The sequence below is a fragment of the Magnetospirillum sp. SS-4 genome, assembly GCF_902729425.1.
In the GTDB taxonomy this organism is placed as follows: Bacteria; Pseudomonadota; Alphaproteobacteria; order Rhodospirillales; family Magnetospirillaceae; genus Phaeospirillum.
The window spans coordinates 221,480-241,422 of sequence record NZ_CACVCH010000081.1; the positions used below are offsets into that span (position 1 = coordinate 221,480).

Annotated in this window: 17 protein-coding genes; 13 read left to right on the forward strand and 4 right to left on the reverse strand. The window is 67.2% G+C overall.

Features of this window, described 5'->3' with window-relative positions:
- The first annotated feature begins 10 nt into the window (after positions 1 to 10).
- Positions 11 to 454, forward strand: a complete 444-nt coding sequence (locus MTBSS4_RS15315; RefSeq protein ID WP_173984262.1) for a thioesterase family protein — start codon at positions 11 to 13, stop codon at positions 452 to 454.
- On the forward strand, positions 451 to 1,071 hold the full coding sequence (locus tag MTBSS4_RS15320; protein WP_173984263.1) for a transferase hexapeptide repeat family protein: 621 nt from the start codon (positions 451 to 453) through the stop codon (positions 1,069 to 1,071). Before MTBSS4_RS15315 ends, MTBSS4_RS15320 begins: the two co-directional genes overlap by 4 nt.
- On the opposite strand, the gene MTBSS4_RS15325 is transcribed toward MTBSS4_RS15320, so the two are convergent.
- Positions 1,072 to 2,766 (reverse strand): efflux transporter outer membrane subunit, encoded by a 1,695-nt coding sequence (locus MTBSS4_RS15325; RefSeq protein ID WP_173984264.1) that lies wholly within the window; start codon positions 2,764 to 2,766, stop codon positions 1,072 to 1,074. It lies immediately after the preceding gene.
- 317 nt (positions 2,767 to 3,083) lie between these two features.
- Here MTBSS4_RS15325 and MTBSS4_RS15330 point away from each other — a divergent pair, with 317 nt between their 5' ends.
- Positions 3,084 to 5,216, forward strand: coding sequence for an adenylate/guanylate cyclase domain-containing protein (locus MTBSS4_RS15330; protein WP_254432584.1), 2,133 nt, complete (start codon positions 3,084 to 3,086; stop codon positions 5,214 to 5,216).
- Here the strand turns inward: MTBSS4_RS15330 and MTBSS4_RS15335 are convergent, their stop codons facing one another.
- Entirely contained in the window at positions 5,217 to 5,675 is a 459-nt protein-coding gene (locus tag MTBSS4_RS15335; protein WP_173984266.1) for a hypothetical protein, read from the reverse strand.
- A gap of 45 nt (positions 5,676 to 5,720) precedes the next feature.
- On the opposite strand from MTBSS4_RS15335, the gene MTBSS4_RS15340 reads away from it, so the two are divergent.
- Positions 5,721 to 6,725, forward strand: coding sequence for a bile acid:sodium symporter family protein (locus tag MTBSS4_RS15340; protein ID WP_173984267.1), 1,005 nt, complete (start codon positions 5,721 to 5,723; stop codon positions 6,723 to 6,725).
- Here MTBSS4_RS15340 and MTBSS4_RS15345 read toward each other — a convergent pair.
- Positions 6,682 to 7,932: an MFS transporter gene (locus MTBSS4_RS15345; RefSeq protein ID WP_173984268.1), complete on the reverse strand. Its 1,251-nt coding sequence runs from the start codon at positions 7,930 to 7,932 to the stop codon at positions 6,682 to 6,684. The two genes, MTBSS4_RS15340 and MTBSS4_RS15345, sit on opposite strands and share 44 nt — an antisense overlap.
- A 128-nt stretch (positions 7,933 to 8,060) precedes the next feature.
- On the opposite strand from MTBSS4_RS15345, the gene gor reads away from it, so the two are divergent.
- The 9 genes from gor (at position 8,061) to chrA (ending at position 19,580) form a co-directional block, all read left to right on the forward strand.
- The gene (gor, locus tag MTBSS4_RS15350) at positions 8,061 to 9,413 is read left to right on the forward strand and encodes a glutathione-disulfide reductase (protein ID WP_173984269.1); all 1,353 of its coding nucleotides are present in this window, start codon (positions 8,061 to 8,063) and stop codon (positions 9,411 to 9,413) included.
- Positions 9,410 to 10,285 carry a radical SAM protein gene (locus tag MTBSS4_RS15355; RefSeq protein WP_173984270.1) on the forward strand — a complete coding sequence of 292 codons (876 nt, stop codon included), beginning with the start codon at positions 9,410 to 9,412 and terminating at the stop codon, positions 10,283 to 10,285. Before gor ends, MTBSS4_RS15355 begins: the two co-directional genes overlap by 4 nt.
- Positions 10,282 to 11,304 carry a biotin-dependent carboxyltransferase family protein gene (locus MTBSS4_RS15360; protein ID WP_254432585.1) on the forward strand — a complete coding sequence of 341 codons (1,023 nt, stop codon included), beginning with the start codon at positions 10,282 to 10,284 and terminating at the stop codon, positions 11,302 to 11,304. The genes MTBSS4_RS15355 and MTBSS4_RS15360 overlap by 4 nt, the downstream gene beginning before the upstream one ends.
- Positions 11,301 to 12,068, forward strand: a complete 768-nt coding sequence (gene pxpA, locus MTBSS4_RS15365) for a 5-oxoprolinase subunit PxpA (RefSeq protein ID WP_173984271.1) — start codon at positions 11,301 to 11,303, stop codon at positions 12,066 to 12,068. The genes MTBSS4_RS15360 and pxpA overlap by 4 nt, the downstream gene beginning before the upstream one ends.
- A gap of 332 nt (positions 12,069 to 12,400) precedes the next feature.
- The gene (locus MTBSS4_RS15370; RefSeq protein ID WP_173984272.1) at positions 12,401 to 13,807 is read left to right on the forward strand and encodes a homospermidine synthase; all 1,407 of its coding nucleotides are present in this window, start codon (positions 12,401 to 12,403) and stop codon (positions 13,805 to 13,807) included.
- Positions 13,808 to 14,089: 282 nt separating this feature from the next.
- Positions 14,090 to 14,569 carry a helix-turn-helix domain-containing protein gene (locus tag MTBSS4_RS15375; RefSeq protein ID WP_173984273.1) on the forward strand — a complete coding sequence of 160 codons (480 nt, stop codon included), beginning with the start codon at positions 14,090 to 14,092 and terminating at the stop codon, positions 14,567 to 14,569.
- Positions 14,570 to 14,701: 132 nt separating this feature from the next.
- Positions 14,702 to 15,610 (forward strand): helix-turn-helix transcriptional regulator, encoded by a 909-nt coding sequence (locus MTBSS4_RS15380; protein ID WP_173984274.1) that lies wholly within the window; start codon positions 14,702 to 14,704, stop codon positions 15,608 to 15,610.
- 113 nt (positions 15,611 to 15,723) lie between these two features.
- Positions 15,724 to 18,222, forward strand: a complete 2,499-nt coding sequence (locus tag MTBSS4_RS15385) for an EAL domain-containing protein (protein ID WP_173984275.1) — start codon at positions 15,724 to 15,726, stop codon at positions 18,220 to 18,222.
- The gene (gene chrA / locus MTBSS4_RS15390) at positions 18,219 to 19,580 is read left to right on the forward strand and encodes a chromate efflux transporter (protein ID WP_173984276.1); all 1,362 of its coding nucleotides are present in this window, start codon (positions 18,219 to 18,221) and stop codon (positions 19,578 to 19,580) included. The genes MTBSS4_RS15385 and chrA overlap by 4 nt, the downstream gene beginning before the upstream one ends.
- Here chrA and MTBSS4_RS15395 read toward each other — a convergent pair.
- Positions 19,563 to 19,877, reverse strand: coding sequence for an acyltransferase (locus tag MTBSS4_RS15395; RefSeq protein ID WP_254432586.1), 315 nt, complete (start codon positions 19,875 to 19,877; stop codon positions 19,563 to 19,565). The two genes, chrA and MTBSS4_RS15395, sit on opposite strands and share 18 nt — an antisense overlap.
- Positions 19,878 to 19,943: the final 66 nt, after the last annotated feature.

Sequence of the window (19,943 nt, forward strand, 5' to 3'; positions counted from 1 at the left end):
GCGGGGCGGCATGACCCACAAGAAGGAGCCGGGCCGTCAGGCCGATTATCCCTTTCGGGTCGCCATCCAGACCCGCTGGTCCGACAACGACATGTTCGGCCACGTCAACAACGTGCTCTACCAGCGCTTTTTCGAACATGTGGTGGTGGCGTTCCTGCGCGGTCCCTGCGCCATCGATCTGATGAATTCGCCGGTGATCACCTTCGCCGCCGAGAGCCATTGCAGGTTCCTGCGGCCGCTGTCCTATCCCGCCGGCATCATCGCCGGCATCCGCATCGACCACATGGGCCGCACCAGCGCCCGCTACGGCCTGGCCCTGTTCGAGGAAGGATGCGACGAGGCCGCCGCCGAGGGACATTGGATTCACGTCTTCGTCGATCGGGCCAGCCAGCGCCCCACCCCCATTCCGGACGACGTCCGCGCCGTGTTCGAGCGCCATCGGAGGATTTCATGAGCGGTCTTTGCTATTCGTTCGAGGGAATGATTCCGGTGGTTCATCCCACCGCCTTCGTCCACCCCACCGCCGTCCTGATCGGCGACGTGCGCATCGGTCCCGGCTGCTATATCGGGCCGGGGGCGTCCCTGCGGGCCGATTTTTCCAGCGTCATCATCGGCGCCGGGGTCAACATCCAGGATTACTGCATCTTGCACGGCACCCCGGGGTTTCACACCATCGTCGAGGACAACGGCCATGTCGGCCATGGTTCGGTGGTGCATGGCTGCACCGTTCGGCGCAACGCCCTGGTGGGGATGAGTTCGTCGATCTATGACGGGGCCGAGGTCGGCGAGAACGCCATCATCGCCGCCATGGCCTTCGTTCCGGCGGGAACCAGGATTCCGCCGGGAACCCTGGTGGCCGGCATTCCGGCCAAGGTGATCAGGCAACTGAGCGAGGACGAGATCGCCCGCAAGACCCGTGGCACCGAGGCCTACCAGCACCTGGCGGCCAAGTGCCTGGAAAGCTTCAGGCCTTGCCAGCCGCTGTCCGAGCCCGAGCCCGGCCGCGACAAGATGGACCCCAGCGCCATCTGGCCGGACGACCTGACCAAGCATCGCCCGGCGGGAAAGTGATCAGTCGGCGTTGGTGAAGCTGAGCGCCGGCAGTTCCCGGCTTTTGGCCTTGGGCGGCAGCGGGATAAAGACGGGCATGTCCGACGCCGTCGATATGGTGGTCAGGGTGGCGACGGAGGCCGAAACCGGTTCCGGCGCCTCGGCGACGGGGGCCGAGACGGGAATCAGCGCGTTCCGGGGGGCGACGGCGGCGGTGTCCGGCTTCTGCTCCGACGGCTTCTTCCCTTCCGGCTTCTGCTCCGACGTCTTCTGTTCCTCGGCCCGGTCCTCGGGACGTTCCATGCCGCCGCCCAGCGCCTTGTAGAGCGACAGCACCGCCGCCAGCCGGCCGGATTTGGCCTGGACGTTGGCGTCGTCGGCCTGGAAACGGGTCCGTTGGGTTTCCAGGACGTTGAGATAGTCGACCATGCCCAGGCGGAACGCCTCGGAGCTGAGGCGGTAGGCATCCTCGGAGGCCAGCAGAACCTCGCGCTGGGCCACTTCCAGTTCACCTTGAAGGCGGATGGCCGCCAGGGCGTCCTCCACGTCGCGCAGGCTGGCCAGGACGGTCTGCTGATAGACCTCCACCAGTTCGGAATGCTTGGCGCGGCTGTATTCGATATCGGACTGGGTCTTGCCGTAATCGAAGATGGTGCCGGCGACGCTGGCCGCCGCCACGAAGAAGATGCTGCCGGGCGAGGTGATGTTGTCGAACAGCTGGCTGGCCCAGCCACGTTCGCCGGTCAGGGTCAGCGACGGCAGCATCTTGGCGCGGGCGACGCCGATATTGGCGTTGGCGGCCACCAGATTGGCCTCGGCCTTCTTGATGTCGGGACGGCGCAGCAGGAGGTCGGTGGGCAGGCCGGGGGAGACTTCCGGAACTTTCAGCCCTTCCAGGGAGTTGCCCGACAGCCGCAGCATTCCCGGCGGCCGGCCCAGCAGGGTCGCCAGACGATTGAACGCCCGTTCGCGCTGAAGCACCAGCGGCGGCACGCTGGCCTCGCCCTGGGCCAGGACGTTGCGCTGCTGCGCCAGTTCCAGATGGGAGCTTTCGCCCAGGCGGACCCGTTCGCGCACGGCGGCGTGCATGGTCTTCATATTGGCGATGTTGCGCAGCGCCACCGCCTCGCGGTCCATGAATTCCAGGTATTGGAGATAGGTTCCCACCAGATCGGCGACCAGGGTGATGGCCAGCGCCTCGCGGTCGTGGACGTTGGCCAGGGCGGTGGCCAGCGCCGATGCCTCGGACGCGCGAATCTTGCCCCAGATGTCCAGCTCATAGCTGGCCGACAGGCTCATGGACGACAGGCGGTGGGTGCGATTGGTGCCGGCGGCGAGAATGGCGCCCTGGCCGCCGGTGGGGGCGTCGACGCTGCGCTTGCCGCTGACCGAGATGGTCGGCAGCAGCGCCGCCGCCGCCGATCCGGCCTGGGCCTCGGCCTGGGCGATGCGGAAGGTGGCGGCCTTGATGTCGTGGTTCTTGTCCAGCGCCTCTTCGATCAGCGCGTTCAGTTCCTCGGACCCGAATCCTTTCCACCACTGCGACAGCGGCCGCGGCAGTTCCGGCGACGGTTCGGGCACCTGATTGCGAAAGGACGCGGGCAGGGGCTGCTGCGGACGCTGGTATTCGGGAGTCATGGAGCAGGCCGCCGGAACGAGGGCGGTCAACGCCATCGCGCAGCGTCCGGCCAGTCTGGCCAATCCGTTGATTCGCATCCGTCCCATCCGTTCCCCAAGGCCACCGGTTCCACCAGCCTCGCCGTTGTTCCTAACACATCGGCGGGGTTGCAGGAAGTATGCAAGGAGGTTTCCTGGAGAGTTGCTTTTCTTACCGGCTCGGGACAATGTGACGCTCGGGGATTGGGCTTGTATTCCGCTCGTGTCCTGACCACCTGTCTGACATGGGCGGTCCGTGACATTTCGGGGTCGAACGGAACGGATGGGAAATGGGTGCGGCATCGCCGACTGACGGGCCGGGTGGGGCGGTTGCGCCATCGGCCAACGTGACGCGGGAGAGGCGGGGGCGCAAGCGGATGCGCGGCCTGACCCTTCAGGTCAACATCATCACCGCCTTTGCCTCGCTCCTGACGGTGATCATCGTCACGCTGCTGTTCTACGCCTACCAGAAGAACTCGGGGTCCGTCCTGGATCTGATGGAACGTTTCGTCGGACGGGTGGCGGTGTCGGGCATCAACAGCACGATCACCCTGCTGGAGCCGGCGGCCTCGCACGTCCAGGCGGCGGCCGAGCTTGCCGCCATCGACGTGGCCCGCGGCCGCGACGGCTCGCTGTTTCCCTACATGATGAGCCTGCTGGAGACGACGCCGCAGATTCAGAGCGTCTATCTGGCGTTCGAGGCCGACGGGCGCTTTCTCCAGGCTTTTCCGATTCCTCCCGGAACGGACAAGTTCGGGGCCAACGACAATCCGCCGCCGCCCGGCGCCAAGTTCGCCCTCCGGGTGGTCGACTGGGCCAAGGGCGTCTATTCCGACACCTGGACCTATGTGGCCCGGGACGGGACCGTGGTCGGCCGCGAGACCTCCAACACCCTGAAATATGATTTCCGCACCCGTTCCTGGTACAAGGACCTGTTGGCCAAGCCCGGCCTGCAATGGACGGATCTGGTGGTGTTCACCAGCAACCGCCAGCCCGGCATCGCCGCCGTCTATCCCATCTTCGGCAAGGACGGCCGGGTCATCGGCGCCGCCGCCGCCAACATCGCCACCCGCCGGCTGTCGGATTTCCTGGCTGGTCTCGACCTCGGCAAGTCGGGCATCGCGCTGATCGTCGACGAGAAGGAGCAACTGATCGCCTTTCCGGACGCCGCCAAGGCGGTGCGCCAGGACGGGCTGAAGCTGTCGCTGGTCAAGGCCAAGGAATTGAATGACGTCAGGGTCAGCGACGCCTTCGCCGCCCACCGGGCCAATCCATCGCCCCTGGTCCGTTTCGAATCCGGCGGAAAGCGGTATCTGGGCTCGTTTTCCGGCCTGCCCGACCGGTTCGGCAAGAAATGGCTGCTGGCCATCGTCGTCCTGGAGGACGATTTCGTCGGAACCCTGAAGGACAACACCCAGGACATCGTCGTCGTGGGACTGGGGATGATGGTGGGGGGCATGATCATCCTCACCATGCTGTCCCGGTGGATTTCGCGGCCGCTGGAACGGTTGGGGGGCGAGATCCTGAAAATCCAGAAATTCGACCTGGAAGGTCCCATCGCCATCCATTCCTTCGTGGTCGAGGTCAACCAGCTGATCCACTCGCTCAACATGATGAAGCGGGCGCTGCGTTCCTTCGGCATGTTCGTGCCCAGGGATCTGGTGCGCGACCTTGTCGCCGGCGGCCGCCCCATCGAACTGGGGGGGCACGACCGCACCCTGACGGTGATGTTCACCGACGTGGCCGATTTCACCAGCCTGTCGGAACGCATGGAGCCCGGCGCCCTGCTGGTCCATGTCTCGCGCCATCTCGCCGCCATCTCAGAATGCATCGGCGAGGAGAACGGCACCGTCGACAAGTATATCGGCGACGCGGTAATGGCCTTTTGGGGGGCGCCCAATCCGTGCGAGGACCATGCCCTGCGCGCTTGCGTCGCCGCCCTCAAGGCCAAGCGGGTTCAGTCCCTGATGAACGAGGACTGGGCTTCCCAGGGCTTGCCCACCATGTTTGTCCGCATGGGGCTGCACACTGCCAACGTCATCGTCGGCAACATCGGCTCGACCCAGCGCATGAGCTATACGGTGATGGGCGACGGCGTCAACGTCGCCTCGCGGCTGGAGGGCGTCAACAAGAGCTATGGCACCCAGATCTGCATCAGCGACGCGGTGGCGCGGGTGGCGGGCGAGGCCATCATGACCCGGCCGCTCGACGTGGTGGCGGTCAAGGGGCGCAAGGCCGGCGAACTGGTTCACGAACTGGTGGCGCTGCGCCATGGTCCGGCGGAATTGCTGGCGACCCCGGAACAGGCCGAGCTGTGCCGTCTGACCTCGGCCGCCTTCGAGGCGTATCGCGGGCGGCGCTGGGAGCAGGCCATCGAACTGTACCGGCAGCTTGCCGGGGTGTCGGCCAACGGCAAGCTTTCCGCCACCTTCATCGACCGCTGCACCCATTATCTGGCCGAGCCGCCGCCGGACGACTGGTCCGGCATTCACGAAATGAAGACCAAGTGATCACCTGGCCGCCGGCCGGTCGCGGCATATGGCCTTCGGCACGCCGCTGATCCGGCATTCGGTGACCGTTTCCCAGACCCGGATGACGAGGAAGGTGCCCTCGTCGCGATAGTCGAGAATCAGGTTCTGGAACGATGAGCGCGTCAGCACCGGCGGCTTGGTGATGTCGCGGAACACCAGCAGCGGGCAGCCCTTGGCCCGCTCGCAGATGGCCACCGATTCCAGGCTGATCAGGGTGGTCGCCTCGCTTCGCGCCACCGAGATCCGCACCGGCCGTCCCGCCGCCTTGGCGCGGGCCAACAGGTCGGAGCCCCAGCGTTCCGCGGCTTTCAGTTCGGCCGTGGTGGGGTCGAAGGCGAAATCGGCGAACACGGCCCGGCCGACCGGGGTTTCGGCCCCGGCGGCGAACGGGGGCAGAAGCGACAGCGATATCGCCAGGATGCGCAAGGTCGTCAGCATGGGAACGCCCCGTTATGATGCCGTTCGACATATAGGAGAAATCCGGTGCTTCGTCTGCTGTCGCGTGTCGGGCTCGATGCGTTCCTGATCGGCCTGGCGGCCATGGTGGCGCTGTCGTGGGCGGCGCCCGGACTGGGGCGCAGCGGCGGGGTGCTCCGCATGGACCTCGTCGCCGGCTATGGCGTCGCCCTGGTCTTCCTGCTCTACGGCCTGACCTTGCCGCCCGAGCGCCTGCGGGCCGGCATGATGAACTGGCGGCTGCATCTGCTGGTGCAGGGATCGACCTTCGTGCTGTTTCCCGCGCTGATGTGGGCGGTGGCCCTGGTCCTGGCCGGCCGGGCCGATCCGAACCTGCTGCTGGGCTTCTTCTTCCTGGCGGCGCTGCCGTCCACCATCTCGTCATCGGTGGCCATGACCGCCATCGCCGGCGGCAACGTTGCCGCCGCCATCTTCAACGCCACCCTGTCCAGTCTGATCGGGGTGGCGCTGACGCCGCTGCTGGTGAACGCCTATCTGGCTGCCGGCGGCGCCTCGCTGGACCTGGGGCGGGTGCTGACCAAGATCGCCCTGCTGGTATTGCTGCCCATCATCGTCGGCCAGGCGTTGCGGCCCTGGCTGAAGGGGTGGGTGGAGCGCAATTCCCGCTGGTTGAAAAGCCTGGACCGGCTGGTGATCTTGCTGGTGGTGCTGAACTCGTTCAGCGATTCGGTGGCGGAGGGAGTCTGGGCCGGCCACGGCGGCTCCACCCTGGTCCTGGTGGTGCTTGGCGCGGCGACGCTGTTCTTCGCCGTGCTGTGGCTGCTGTGGCTGGTGTGCCGGCGGCTGGGATTCTCGCGGGCGGACGCCATCGCCGGGATGTTCTGCGGCACCAAGAAGTCTCTGGCCACCGGCATTCCCATGGCCAAGATCATGTTCGGCGCCAGCCCCGCCCTGGGGCTGATCATCGCGCCGACGATCCTCTACCACCTGATTCAGCTGATCGCCGCCGGAGTGATCGCCAGGAGGCTCAGTGCTTCCTCGGCGGCGGCAGGAACGCCGCCCCCGCGATAGCGGCGGCGGCGATGGCGGCGGCCATGGCGAAGCTGCCGGAAAAGCTGCCCAGGCTGTCGGCCATGCGCCCGGCCAAAGCGGGGCCGACGATCTGGCCGACGGCGAAGGCCACCGTGATGGTGCCGAACGCCGAGGCGGCCTGCTCCGGCCCCAGGTAATCGCCGACCGCCGCCGCCATGATGGAGGGAATGCTCCACAGCGCCAGCCCGAACAGGATGATGGAGGCGTAGAGGAACGGCTCGGGCAGCGGCAGCGCCACCAGGAGATAGGCCGACGCCTGGAACGCGAACACGATCATCATCCCCCGGCCGCGGCCGATCCGATCCGACAACCCGCCGAAGCCGGGGCCGGAGGCCAGCGACAGCAGGCCGATGGCCGACCAGAACCAGCCGGCGGTGGATTCGGGAAAGCCGCGTTCCTGCACCAGGGCGGTGACGATGAAGGTGGCGTAGATGACGTAGGTGAAGCCGAAGGCGGCGTACAGCGCCCCCAGATGGGCCAGCACCCGGCGTCGCGACGCCATCGGCGGCGCGGCGGCGCAGGGAGACGACACCGGGGGAGCGGTGGCGCCTCCCACCGGCTCCAGCCCAAGGTCCGACGGATGATTGCTCAGCACCAGCCAGTCGATGGCCGCGGCCAGCATGACGATGGCCCCGATCACCAGCCAGGACAGCCGCCAGCCCTCGGCGCCTTGCGAGGCGTTGATGGCCGGCACCAGGAAGCCGCTGACCACGATGGCGGCGCCGGCGCCGATCACCACGAATCCGGCGGCGCGGCCGCGCACGCCCCGATTGAACCAATGGGCGATCAGGCCCATCACCGGCACGTTGGCGGCGCCGCTGCCATAGCCGGTCAGCACGTAGAGCAGAAGCACCTGAAGGGCGCCGTCGGCCCGCGACACCAGCATCATCGACAGCCCCACCAGGATCAGGCCGGCGATGATGGTTCGCCGCGCCCCCAGGCGGGCGACCATGCGGCCGCCCAGGGCGACAGCCGCCATGTAGCCGATGAAGTTGCCGGTGGATATCCAGCCCATCTCGCTGCGGGTCAGGGGCAGGTCGGTCCCCATGGACGGCAGCAGCATGCCGAGAGCGAAGCGCCCCATTCCCAGGCAGGCGAAGGTGGTGACGGTTCCGGCCATCACCACCGCCCAGCCATAATGGAAGGGCAGGCGGGTGGCCAGGGCGCGGCCGGGACGATGCGGCATGTTTTCCTCTTAAAATAATCTGCCCGAGCTTGGCATGGCGAGCATGCGCGTGCCAAGCGGCCATTGAGCTTCTCTGGCGGGGAACCACTTGTTAGGCTGACGCTTCTTTTCGCCCGCGAGGATAGCTCATGAGCAGCCATGATTTCGACCTGATCACCCTGGGGGCCGGTTCCGGCGGCGTGCGGGCCAGCCGGCTGGCGGCCCAGGCCGGCAAGCGGGTGGCGGTGGTGGAGGAAAGCCGGGTGGGCGGCACCTGCGTCATGCGCGGCTGCGTGCCGAAGAAGCTGCTGGTCTATGGCGCCCACTTCGCCCAGGATCTCGCCGATTGCCAGGGTTACGGCTGGGACGTCGAGGGCGTCGCCTTCGACTGGCCACGGCTGATCGCCGCCAAGAACGCCGAGCTCAACCGGCTGGAAGGTGTCTACCAGCGCATCCTGCGCGACAGCGGCGTCACCTTGATCGAGGGGCGCGGCACCCTGGCCGACGCCCATACCGTCATGGTGGGGGGGCGGAGCCATACCGCCGACACCATCCTGATCGCCACCGGCGGCCGGCCGTCACTGCCCGATATTCCCGGCATCGAGCACGCCATCACCTCCAACGAGGCGCTTGACCTGATGCAGTTGCCGGGCCGGGTCGTCATCGTCGGCGGCGGCTATATCGCGGTCGAGTTCGCCGGCATCTTCAATGCCCTGGGGGCGGCGGTGGTCCAGGTGCTGCGCGGCGACACCGTGCTGCGCGGCTTCGACCAGGATATCCGCGCCGCCCTGGCCGAGGAGATGGTCCGCGCCGGCATCGACCTCAGGACCGAGACCCAGGTCCAGTCCATCGAGCGCAACGATCACGGCTACAGCCTGCGGCTGACGGGGGACGAGACCGTCGAGGCCGATCTGGTGCTCTACGCCACCGGACGGGCTCCCAATACCGCCGGGCTGGGGCTGGAGCGGGCCGGCGTGGCGCTGAACGGCAAGGGCGCCGTGGTGGTGGACGAATATTCGCGCACCAGTGTCGCCAACATCTGGGCGGTGGGCGACGTCACCGACCGGGTCAACCTGACGCCGGTGGCCATCAACGAGGCCGTGGCCTTCGTGCGGACCGCCTTTCTCGGGATGCCCGCCGCCATGGATTACGACGCCATCCCGTCGGCGGTGTTCAGCCAGCCGCCCATCGCCACGGTGGGACTGACCGAGGCCGAGGCGTGCCGCCGATACGGCGAGATCGACGTCTATCTGTCGCGCTTCAAGCCGATGCGCAACATCCTGGCCGGGCGCGACGAGCGCACCATGATGAAGCTGCTGGTGGACCGGGCCAGCGACCGGGTGGTGGGATTGCACATGGCGGGCGCCGACGCGCCCGAGATCGTCCAGGGCTTCGCCGTGGCGCTGAAATGCGGCGCCACCAAGGCCCAGTTCGACGCCACCGTCGGCATCCATCCCACGGCGGCCGAGGAACTGGTGACCATGCGGGAAAGGCGGCCATGATCGATTACGATTTCCCGCTGTGGCGGCCGCCGTCGGAGGGCGACAACCTGATCATCCAGGCGACGCTGGGGTGCCGCTACAACCAGTGCAGCTTCTGTTCCATGTACAAGGCCAAGGACTTCCGGGCGCGGCCGCTGGACGAGGTGTTCGCCGACATGGCGGCGGCGGCGCGGGACTGGCCCGATGCCCGCCGGGTGTTCCTGGCCGACGGCGACGCCTATTGCCTGCCGACCGAGACCCTGGCGGCGCTGTGCGACCGTCTGGCCCTGACCTTTCCCCAGCTTCAGCGGGTGTCGGCCTACGCCACTCCGTTCGACATCTTGAAGAAGAGCCCGGACGAGATCGCTCTGCTGAGGGCGAAACGGCTCGGGCTGGTTTATCTCGGCATCGAAACGGGATCGGATTTCCTGTTGAAGCGCGTCGCCAAGGGCTCGGCCCGCCAGATGGAGGCGGCGCTGGGCCGGGCCAGGGAATGCGGCCTCAAGGTCTCGGCCACGGTGATTCTCGGCCTCGGCGGCCAGGACCACTGGCAAGACCACATCGAGTCCACCGCCGATCTGGTCAACCGGGCGCCGCCGGTTTATCTGTCCACCCTGCAACTGGGGCTGGAGAACAGTGTGGCGTCCCGCTTCCTCGACCGTTTCGAAGGCGGATTCAAGTGGCAGGACGATCAGGCGATCCTGGTGGAGCTGCGCCGGCTGGTGGAGCGGCTCGATCCGCCGGCGCCGGTGATCTTCCGCTCCAATCACGCCAGCAATACCCTGGCCCTGGCCGGCACCTTGCCCAAGGACCGCGCCAAACTACTGACGCAGTTGGACGCGGCGCTGGCGGGGCAGGTGCGTCTGCGCCCCCGCTGGATTCGGGGATTGTGAGCGTGTCCGGCCTGCTGCGGGTATTGTCGCCGGGCCTGCACACGACGGTGCAGGACCTGGGGCGCTTCGGCTATCAGGACCAGGGCGTGCCGGTGGCCGGCATGCTGGACCCGGTGGCCCTGGCCCTGGCCAATGCCCTGGTGGGCAATCTTCCGGACGAGGCCGGGCTGGAGCTTCATACCCTTGGGCCGACCTTGCTGGTGGAGGCCGACAGCATTGGCGTCGCCATCAGCGGCCCGGCCCGGCCGAGTCTGACGCGGGACGGCGACACCCGGATTCTTGAGTGCGAGCGCGGCCATACCCTCAGGCGTGGCGACCGCCTGGCCACCGGGGCGGTCGGTGGCGCCGCCGTGGCGGTGCTGGCGGTCGCGGGCGGCTTCGACCTCGCCCCGGTGATGGGTTCCCTTTCCACCTATGTCCGGGCCGGCATCGGACCGCTGAACGGGCGCGCCCTCGAAGACGGCGACCTGCTGCCGCTGCGGGGGGGCGGCGGAGGCGAGGGGGATCTGGCCCTGCCGCATCCGTTCGAATACGGCAGCGGCCCGCTCAGGGTGGTGCTGGGGCCGCAGGCCGGGGCCTTCACCGACCGGGCGCTGGAAACCTTCCTGTCGGCGGAATTCACGGTCGGTCGTGACGCCGATCGCATGGGGCTGCGGCTGGAAGGTCCGGAACTGGCCCACCGGAGCGGCGCCGGCATCGCATCGGAGGGCATCGTCACCGGTGCGGTCCAGGTTCCCGGCAACGGTCGGCCGATCCTGCTGCTGGCCGATCATCAGACGGTGGGCGGCTACGCCAAGATCGCCACGGTGATCTCGGCCGACCTGCCGAGGGCCGGCCGGATGGCGCCGGGAACCCGGCTGTCCTTCCGGGCGGTGACGGTGGCCGAGGCGGCGGCGGCGCGGCGCGACCTGGACGGGCGGGTTCAAGCGGCGGTCGGGGCCATCCGGCCGGCGGCCGGCGGGCTGGACATGGCGGCGCTGTACTCCGCCAACCTGATCTCGGGCATGGTGTGCGAATGAAGGCGATCAATCTCAACGCCGACCTGGGCGAGGATTGCGGCGGCGACGACGCCGCCATGCTGGACGTGGTGGCCTCGGCCAACATCGCCTGCGGCTTTCATGCCGGCGACGCGGCGCTGATGGCCGCGACGGTGGCCGCGGCATTGGCGCGCGGCGTGGAACTGGGGGCGCATCCCTCCTATCCCGACCGCGAGGGATTCGGTCGCCGCGCCATGGACCTGTCCCCGGCCGGGATCGAGGCGGTGGTGGCCTGCCAGGTCGGCGCCCTGGCCGGTATTGCCGCCCTGGCGGGCGCCCGGCTGTCCCATGTCAAGCCGCACGGGGCGCTCAGCAACCGGGCGGCGGTGGATTTTGGGGCGGCCGCCGCCATCGCCCGCGCCGTGCGGGCGGTCGATTCCGGGCTGATCCTGCTGGCTCCCGCCGGTTCCGTCATGGTGGCGGCCGGGCATCGGGCGGGGCTGGCGGTGGCGGAGGAGGTGTTTGCCGACCGCGCCTATGCCGACGACGGCAGCCTGATTCCGCGCGGCCATCCCCAGGCGCTGATCCACGATGTCGAGGCGGCCTGCGCCCATGGGCTGCGCATGGCGGAAGGCGGCGTCATCCGCACCCTGTCGGGCCGCGATCTGGCCTGCGTTCCCCATTCCATCTGCGTCCACGGCGATGATCCCCGCGCCGTCGCCCTGGCTTGCCGGCTGCGCCAGACCCTGGAGGCGCGCGGAATCGCCGTCGTGGCGCTGTCACGGGTGTTGCATCGCGGTGCTTAGGCCGCTATACAGTCCCGAGTGACGCACACGCACGTGCCTATGGCCCTTGTCGGTTATGCAACGACGGACGCGTCCTTTTTGGAAGAGTCGGCGGGGTGGTGCCGGCACCCGAAAGGGAGGTAGTCATGTTGGTGACCCATAAGATGGGCAGAGCTTCCGAAATTCCTTCGAGTATGTGACGGCGGTCGTCGCGACCGGTTTCAAGGTCGCGCGCCGCCGTTGTCTTGCCGCGCAGTTCCCCGCGATCCGGGGCGCTGCGGCGGTTCCATTTTCATTCGGCGTTTGCCGAGGGGGTGAGGTCGAAAGACCACGGGACCAAGGGAGAGGCTAGTATGAGCAGAATTGTCTTCAAGGGCCGCATGGTCATGATCGGTTGCGGCAGTATCGGCCAAGGGGTGTTGCCCCTGATACTGCGTCATCTCGACCTGGATCCGGCCAACATCACCATCATCACCGCCTGCGAGCGCGGCCATGGTGTCGCCAGAGAATACGGCATCCGCTTCATCAATCAGCCTCTGACCCAGGACGATTACCGCGACCGACTGACTCCCATGCTGCGCCAGGGCGACTTCCTGCTGAATCTTTCGGTGGACGTGTCGTCGGTGTCGCTGGTCGAGCTTTGCCGCGATCTGGGCGCCCTTTATCTCGATACCTGCATCGAACCCTGGCCCGGCGGCTATACCGACCCCGGCCTGTCGCCTTCGTTGCGTTCCAATTACGCGCTGCGCGAACAGATGCTGGCGCTGCGCGTCGAGGGCCGCCCGATGCCGACCGCGCTGGTCACCCACGGCGCCAATCCCGGCCTGGTGTCGCATTTCGTCAAGCAGGCGCTGCTCAACATCGCCGCCGACACCGGCGTCGACGCCGGCGTTCCCAGGGACCGCAAGGGCTGGGGCGATCTGGCTGCCCGGCTGGGGATCAAGGTGATTCACGTGGCCGAGCGCGACACCCAGGTCGGGTCGGCGCCAAAGGCGGTGGGCGAGTTCGTCAACACCTGGTCCATCGACGGTTTCGTCGGCGAGGGCTGCCAGCCGGCCGAACTGGGCTGGGGCACCCACGAGAAGGAATTGCCCCATGACGGCCGCCGCCACGATTTCGGGCGCGATTCCGCCATCTATCTGATGCGCCCCGGCGCCAGCCAGCGGGTGCGGACCTGGACACCGAAGGAGGGGCCGTTCCTGGGCTTCCTCATCACCCACAGCGAGTCCATCTCCATCGCCGATTACTTCACCGTCAGGGACGGCGACAAGGTGGTCTATCGCCCGACCGTCCACTACGCCTACCACCCATGCGACGACGCGGTGGTGTCGCTGCACGAACTGGCCGGCAAGAACTGGAAGATGCAGCCCAGGCAGCGCCTGATGATGGCCGAACTGGTCGGCGGCGTCGACGAACTGGGGGTGCTGCTGGCCGGTCACGCCAAGGGCGCCTATTGGTACGGCTCGCAACTGTCCATCGAACAGGCCCGCGAGCTGGCTCCGCACAACAGCGCCACCAGCCTTCAGGTCACGGCGACCGTTCTGGCCGGCATCATCTGGGCGCTGGAGAATCCCGCTATGGGGGTGGTGGAGCCCGACGATATCGATTTCCGCCGCATCCTGGAGATCGCCTCGCCCTATCTGGGGCCGGTGGTGGGCGCCTATACCGATTGGACGCCGCTGGCCGACCGGGGGACGCTGTTTCCCGAGGACATGGACCTGTCCGATCCGTGGCAGTTCAAGAACGTGCGGGTCACCTGAACATTTCCGGGCGGCCCCGGCCGTCGTCTGAACATTTCCGAACGCGCCATGGCCGGGGGGATATCCCAGCCATGGCGTCGTCGTTTCCGGCGGGTGCTTTCGCGTCATGGACGGGCGGCCATGGCCTCGGCGACCCTCTTTTTGGGCCTTGCCTAACGTCATGCGGTATGCACTACTATAGTATCTGATCGCCTTATGCGTTCGCACTGCTAAAAAGAGTTGCATGAAACTGAACCCTTGATAGAATGATCCTTAATTTCCTACTTATTCGGGAGTTCTATCTTGGTTAAGCGTAATGTTTCGACCCGCGGCCGTCTCGAAAACGGCGCCCCCAATCCGGTCGATGTCCATGTGGGTGGCCGCATGCGGCTGCGCCGGACATTGCTGGGCATGAGTCAGGAAAAGTTGGGCGAGGCCATCGGCCTGACCTTCCAGCAGGTCCAGAAGTACGAGCGTGGCGCCAACCGCATCGGCGCCTCGCGCCTGTTCGACCTGTCGCGGGTGCTGGACGTGCCGGTGTCCTATTTCTTCGACGACATGTCGGACAATACCCAGAACCTCAGCCCCGTCAACGTGATCAAGGGATCGTCGGGCCTGTCCGAGGATGCCCCGGCCGGCTTCGAGGTCGATCCCATGACCAAGCGGGAAACCCTGGAACTGGTGCGGGCCTATTACAACATCAGCGATCCCCAGGTTCGCAAGCGGGTCTACGAACTGGCCAAGGCGCTGGCCTCGGTGGCCGGCGGCGGCTCGGCCGAGTAATACCGTTCGCCGCGTCGGGTATGACGGCCGGGGCATCGCCCCGGCCGTTGCCGTTTGGTCCGGATGGCCGACCGGCTTGTCAATCGCGCCGTCCAGAGGCATGCTGCGCGGGTTCAGGCAGGGGGGGCTTCCATGGACCCGGCATCCGATTTTCCAGAGATGATGGACACCCATCAGGTCGCCAGCTATCTCCGCATCAAGGAACGCAAGGTCTACGAGCTTCTCAAGGACCGCCGCATTCCCTGTACCCGCGTCACCGGCAAGTGGCTGTTTCCCAAGGTCGAGATCGACGCCTGGCTGAAGCGCAACAGCGCCTCGTCCTCCACCGGTTCGTCCGCTTCCGGCGCGCCTCCCATGGTGGTGGCCGGCAGCCACGATCCGTTGCTGGAATGGAGCCTGCGCGAGGTGGGCGGGGGATTGGCGGTGTTGTCCGGCAGTTCCTCCGATGGCCTGGCCCGGCTGGCGGCCGGCGAGGCGTCGGTGGCGGGGATGCATCTGTTCGATCCCGACAGCGGCACCTGCAACGTGGTGCAGGCCAGGCAGGCGCTTTCCGAGCGCAACGTGGTCCTGGTGGAATGGGCCTGGCGCCAGCAGGGGCTGGTGGTCGCGGCGGACAATCCGCTGGGGATCGCCGCGCTGGCCGATCTGGTCCGGACCAGGGCCCGCGTGGCGATGCGCCAGGATGGGGCCGGTTCGCGCCTGCTGTTCGAGCATCTGCTGGCCGAGGCCGGCATCGCGCCGGATCGGCTGAACGTTCCGGCCGCGCCGGTGCGCAGCGAGACCGACGTGGGGCTGGCCATCCTGGACGGCGCCGCCGATGCCGGGCTGGCGGTGGCCTCGGTGGCCCGGTCGCTGCGGCTGGGCTTCGTGCCGCTTGCCCGGGAACGGTTCGACCTGGCCATCCACCGCCAGGCCTATTTCGAACCGCCGGTCCAGGCGCTGCTGGCCTTCGCCCGTACCGTCGAATTCGCCGCCAAGGCCGAATCCCTGGGGGGCTACGACATTTCCGGCATCGGGACGATCCGCTGGAACGCTCCGTAGAGCCGTTCGAAAAACGCCAAGTGATCTTGTGGTTTGTTGCTGCTAAACTGAGCGGGAAATGTCTGCTCGACATAGTGATCAACGGCAGGGACGAGGAGAAGGGAGCCGTCTGAATGCCTTTTCCTTCCCAATCGCCTGGGGGCGGCCCGATTGACGCATTCGGTCCGGACGGAGCGGAAACCAAGCGAATCAGGGGACTCGTCATCCGTTACGTCGCCATGGCGGTGGCGGTGTGGAGCCTGCTGCTTGCTTTGTCCCTGTGGTTGAATGTCAGTAGGCAGCAATCAATTACTTACGAACTGGCGCTGAGTACCGCCCGCGACGCCTTCAACAAGGACCAGGCCTACCGCTTCTGGGCGTCGTCCCATGGCGGCGTCTATGTCGAGCCCACCGAGAAGACGCCTCCCAGCCCGTGGATGGCGCATCTGCCGGACCGGGACGTGACCACCAACGACGGACGCGCGCTGACCTTGATGAATCCGGCCTACATGCTGCGCGAGATGATGCAGGATTACGGCGAGCTTTATGGCATCAAGGGGCGGATCGTCGGCATCGTCTACCTCAATCCCAACAACGAGGCCGATGCCTGGGAGGCCGACGCCATCCGGACCTTCGCGGCCGGCAAGGCCGAGGAGGTGGTCGAGCTTTCCGATCTCGAGGGCCATTCGCATCTGCGTCTGATCAAGCCGTTCGCCATGGAGGAAAGCTGCCAGAAGTGCCACGGCCATCTCGGCTTCAAGAATGGCGAGGTCCGGGGCGCGGTCAGCGTGTCGGTGCCCATGGCGCCGTACCGCCAGACCGAACAGGGGGCGTTGCGCACCTTGACCGTGTCGCATGGCGCCTTCTGGCTGGTGGGGATCGCCGGCATCGGCATGATCGGGCGGCGCTCGATGTCGCGGCTGGTGGACAAGAGCCGCGCCGAGGAGGAAACCCGTCTGGCCGCCCATGTGTTCCGCGGCGCCCTGGAAGCCACCGTCATCACCGATCCCCATGGCCGCATCCTGCGCGTCAATCCCATGTTCACCGAACTGACCGGCTATGCCGAGGACGAGGTGGTGGGACTCAATCCCCGCATCATGCGCTCCGATCACCACGACGCCGATTTCTACCGCGACATGTGGCGCTCGATCCTGGCCGAGGGCCGCTGGCAGGGCGAGATATGGAACCGCCGCAAGAACGGCAGCGTGTTCGTCGCCTGGGAAAGCATCGTCGCGGTCAAGGACGACGGCGGGGTGGTGCGCTATTTCATCGGCAGTTTCAGCGACATCACCGAGCAGGTGGAGGCGCAGCGCCATATCCTGCGCCTCGCCCATTATGACGTCCTGACCGAACTGCCCAACCGGGTTCTGTTCCATGACCGGCTGGAACGCGCCGTGGTCCACGCCACCCGTCACGACAGGCAGGCGGCGTTGCTGTTCCTTGATCTCGACGGCTTCAAGAAGGTCAACGACACCCTGGGGCATCGGGCCGGCGACGAGCTGCTGAAGGAGGTGGCGGTGCGCCTGCGCCAGTGCGTGCGCATGACCGACACCATCGCCCGCCTGGGCGGCGACGAGTTCACCATCATCCTGGACGAGATTTCCTCGCCCGCCGATGCCGCCGTGGTCGCCGACAAGGTTCTGGTCCAGCTGAGCGCGCCGATCCTGATCGAGGGGCGCGAGATGTATGTGGGGGCCAGCATCGGCATCAGCCTCTATCCCGACGACGGCCGCACCGGCGAGGAATTGCTGAAGCACGCCGACACCGCCATGTATCAGGCCAAGGCCGGCGGCAAGGGGCGTCACAATTTCTACACCGCCGAGATGACCCGGCGCGAGGAACGGCGGATGGAACTGGAATCCGCCCTGCGCCAGGCGGTGGACGAAGGGCAGTTCATGGTGCACTACCAGCCCAAGACCTGCCTGAAGACCCGCGTCGTCAAAGGGTTCGAGGCCCTGGTGCGCTGGCAGCATCCGACCTTCGGCATGGTTTCCCCGGCCGAGTTCATCCCCATCGCCGAGGAAATGCACCTGATCGACCGCATCGACCTGTTCGTGCTGGCCCAGGCCTGCCGGCAGGCCAGGACGTGGCTGGACGAGGGGCATTCCTCGCTGGTGATGGCGGTCAACCTGTCGGGCCGTGATTTCCGCATCGACGATCTGGCGGAACTGGTGCGGCGGGTGCTGGACGATACCCGCCTGCCTCCCCAGAACCTGGAACTGGAGATCACCGAGACCTTCGTGCTGGACCTGGGGGTCCGCCAGCGCGAGGTGCTGGAGAATCTGCGGGCGCTGGGGGTCCGTCTCGCCATCGACGATTTCGGCACCGGCTATTCCAGTCTCAGCTATCTGAAACGGCTGCCGGTCCACACCTTGAAGATAGACCGGTCGTTCGTGCGCGACCTGGCGCGGGATTCCCGCGACATGATGCTGGTGGGCAGCATCATCGGCATCGCCCACAGCCTGGGGCTGAAGGTGGTGGCCGAGGGGATCGAGGAAATGGACCAGATGACCATCCTTGCCGCCCAGGATTGCGACGAGGCCCAGGGCTTTCTCATCGCCAAGCCGATGCCGCCCGAGCAGGCCAAGATCTTCCTGATGGAGTTTCCCTCATCGACCCTGACCGAGGCATGATGGCGGTGGAGTCCGGGGGGGGACGGCATCCCAGCTTCGCCGAGGCGGTCCGGGTCTGGCTGAAGATCGGCCTGCTGAGCTTTGGCGGCCCGGCCGGCCAGATCGCCACCATGCACCGAATCCTGGTGGAGGAGAAACGCTGGGTCGGCGAGACCCGGTTCCTGCACGCCCTTAATTTCTGCATGCTGCTGCCCGGTCCCGAGGCGCAGCAATTGGCCACCTATATCGGCTGGCTGCTGCATCGCGGCGTGGGCGGACTCGTCGCCGGCACCTTGTTCGTGCTGCCCGGGTTTCTGGTGATGCTGGGACTGGCGGCGCTTTACGCCGGTTTTCAGCAGGTGCCGCTGGTGGACGGCTTGTTCTACGGCATCAAGCCGGCGGTGCTGGCGGTGGTGGTCGAGGCGCTGCTGCGCATCGGCCGGCGGGCGCTGAAGGGACGCGAATTCCTGTGGATCGCGGCGGCGGCCTTCGTCGGCATCTTTTTTTTCGCCGTCCCTTTTCCGCTGATCGTGCTGAGCGCCGGCATCGTCGGCCTGCTGGCGGCCAGGGCCGGTCATCCGGCCTTTCTTCCCCGCCTGGGGCCGGTCGGCGACGGCGGCGCCGCCGACCGGGTGCTGGACGACGGCGCCGACCATATCCGCCCCAACCTGCGGCGGTCGCTGACCGTCGTCGCGGTCTGCCTGGCGCTGTGGTGGACGCCGGTGGTGGCGGCGTTGGCCTGGGGACAGGGATCGTTCGGCGCCATCGGCCTGTTCTTCAGCAAGCTGTCGGTGGTGACCTTCGGCGGCGCCTACGCGGTGCTGGCCTATGTGGCGCAGGAGGCGGTTGACATCCATGGCTGGCTGCGTCCGGGCGAGATGCTGGACGGTCTCGGTCTGGCCGAGACCACGCCGGGGCCGCTGATCCTGGTCAACCAGTTCGTCGGCTTTCTGGCCGGCTTCCGCGATTCCGGTCCGCTGGGACAATGGCCGGGAGCGGTCCTGGGGGCGGTCCTGGCGGTCTGGGTGACCTTCGTTCCCTGTTTTCTGTGGATTCTGGCCGGTGCTCCCTATGTCGAGGCGTTGCGCGGCAACCGCGCCCTGGCCGGCGGACTGGCGGCCATCACCGCCGCCGTGGTGGGCGTGGTGCTCAATCTCGGCCTGTGGTTCGCCCTGCACGTCTTGTTCGGGCGGGTGAGCGAAACCCGGCTGGGGCCGCTGCACCTTTCCATTCCCGACCCCGCCAGCCTCGATCCGATGGCCCTGGCGCTGGCGGCGGCGGCGATCATCGCCATGCTGCGGCTGCGCATGGGCATGATCGCCACCCTGGCGGCCTGTGGCGGCGTCGGCGTGGCGTGGCGGTTACTTTTTCTGGCGTAGGGCGGCGGCGGGCCGCAATTCCTCGGCGGTGAGGCCGCGCCCCAGCTGGTCCTCCAGATGGGGCAGCAATTGCGGAAAGAATTTCAGCGGAGCCAGCATGGCGATGGCGGTGGCGGTGCCCTTGGCCTCGTCGCCGGCATCGCGGCGGCAGCGTTGCAGCACCGACGCCACCAGCCAGTCGTCCCAGTCGTCCTGGTCGTGCCCGGCGGGCGGCGGCAGGCCGGCGAACCGGCTTAGCATATCCATCATTTCCTGTCGCGACATCTGCGCGACGGTCTTGGTCTTGGTCCCACTCATGCCCATGCCCCGATAACTTCCCCAAGGAGGAGTCTACTCCAGCCGGGTTCGAGGGGGAAGGGGGTC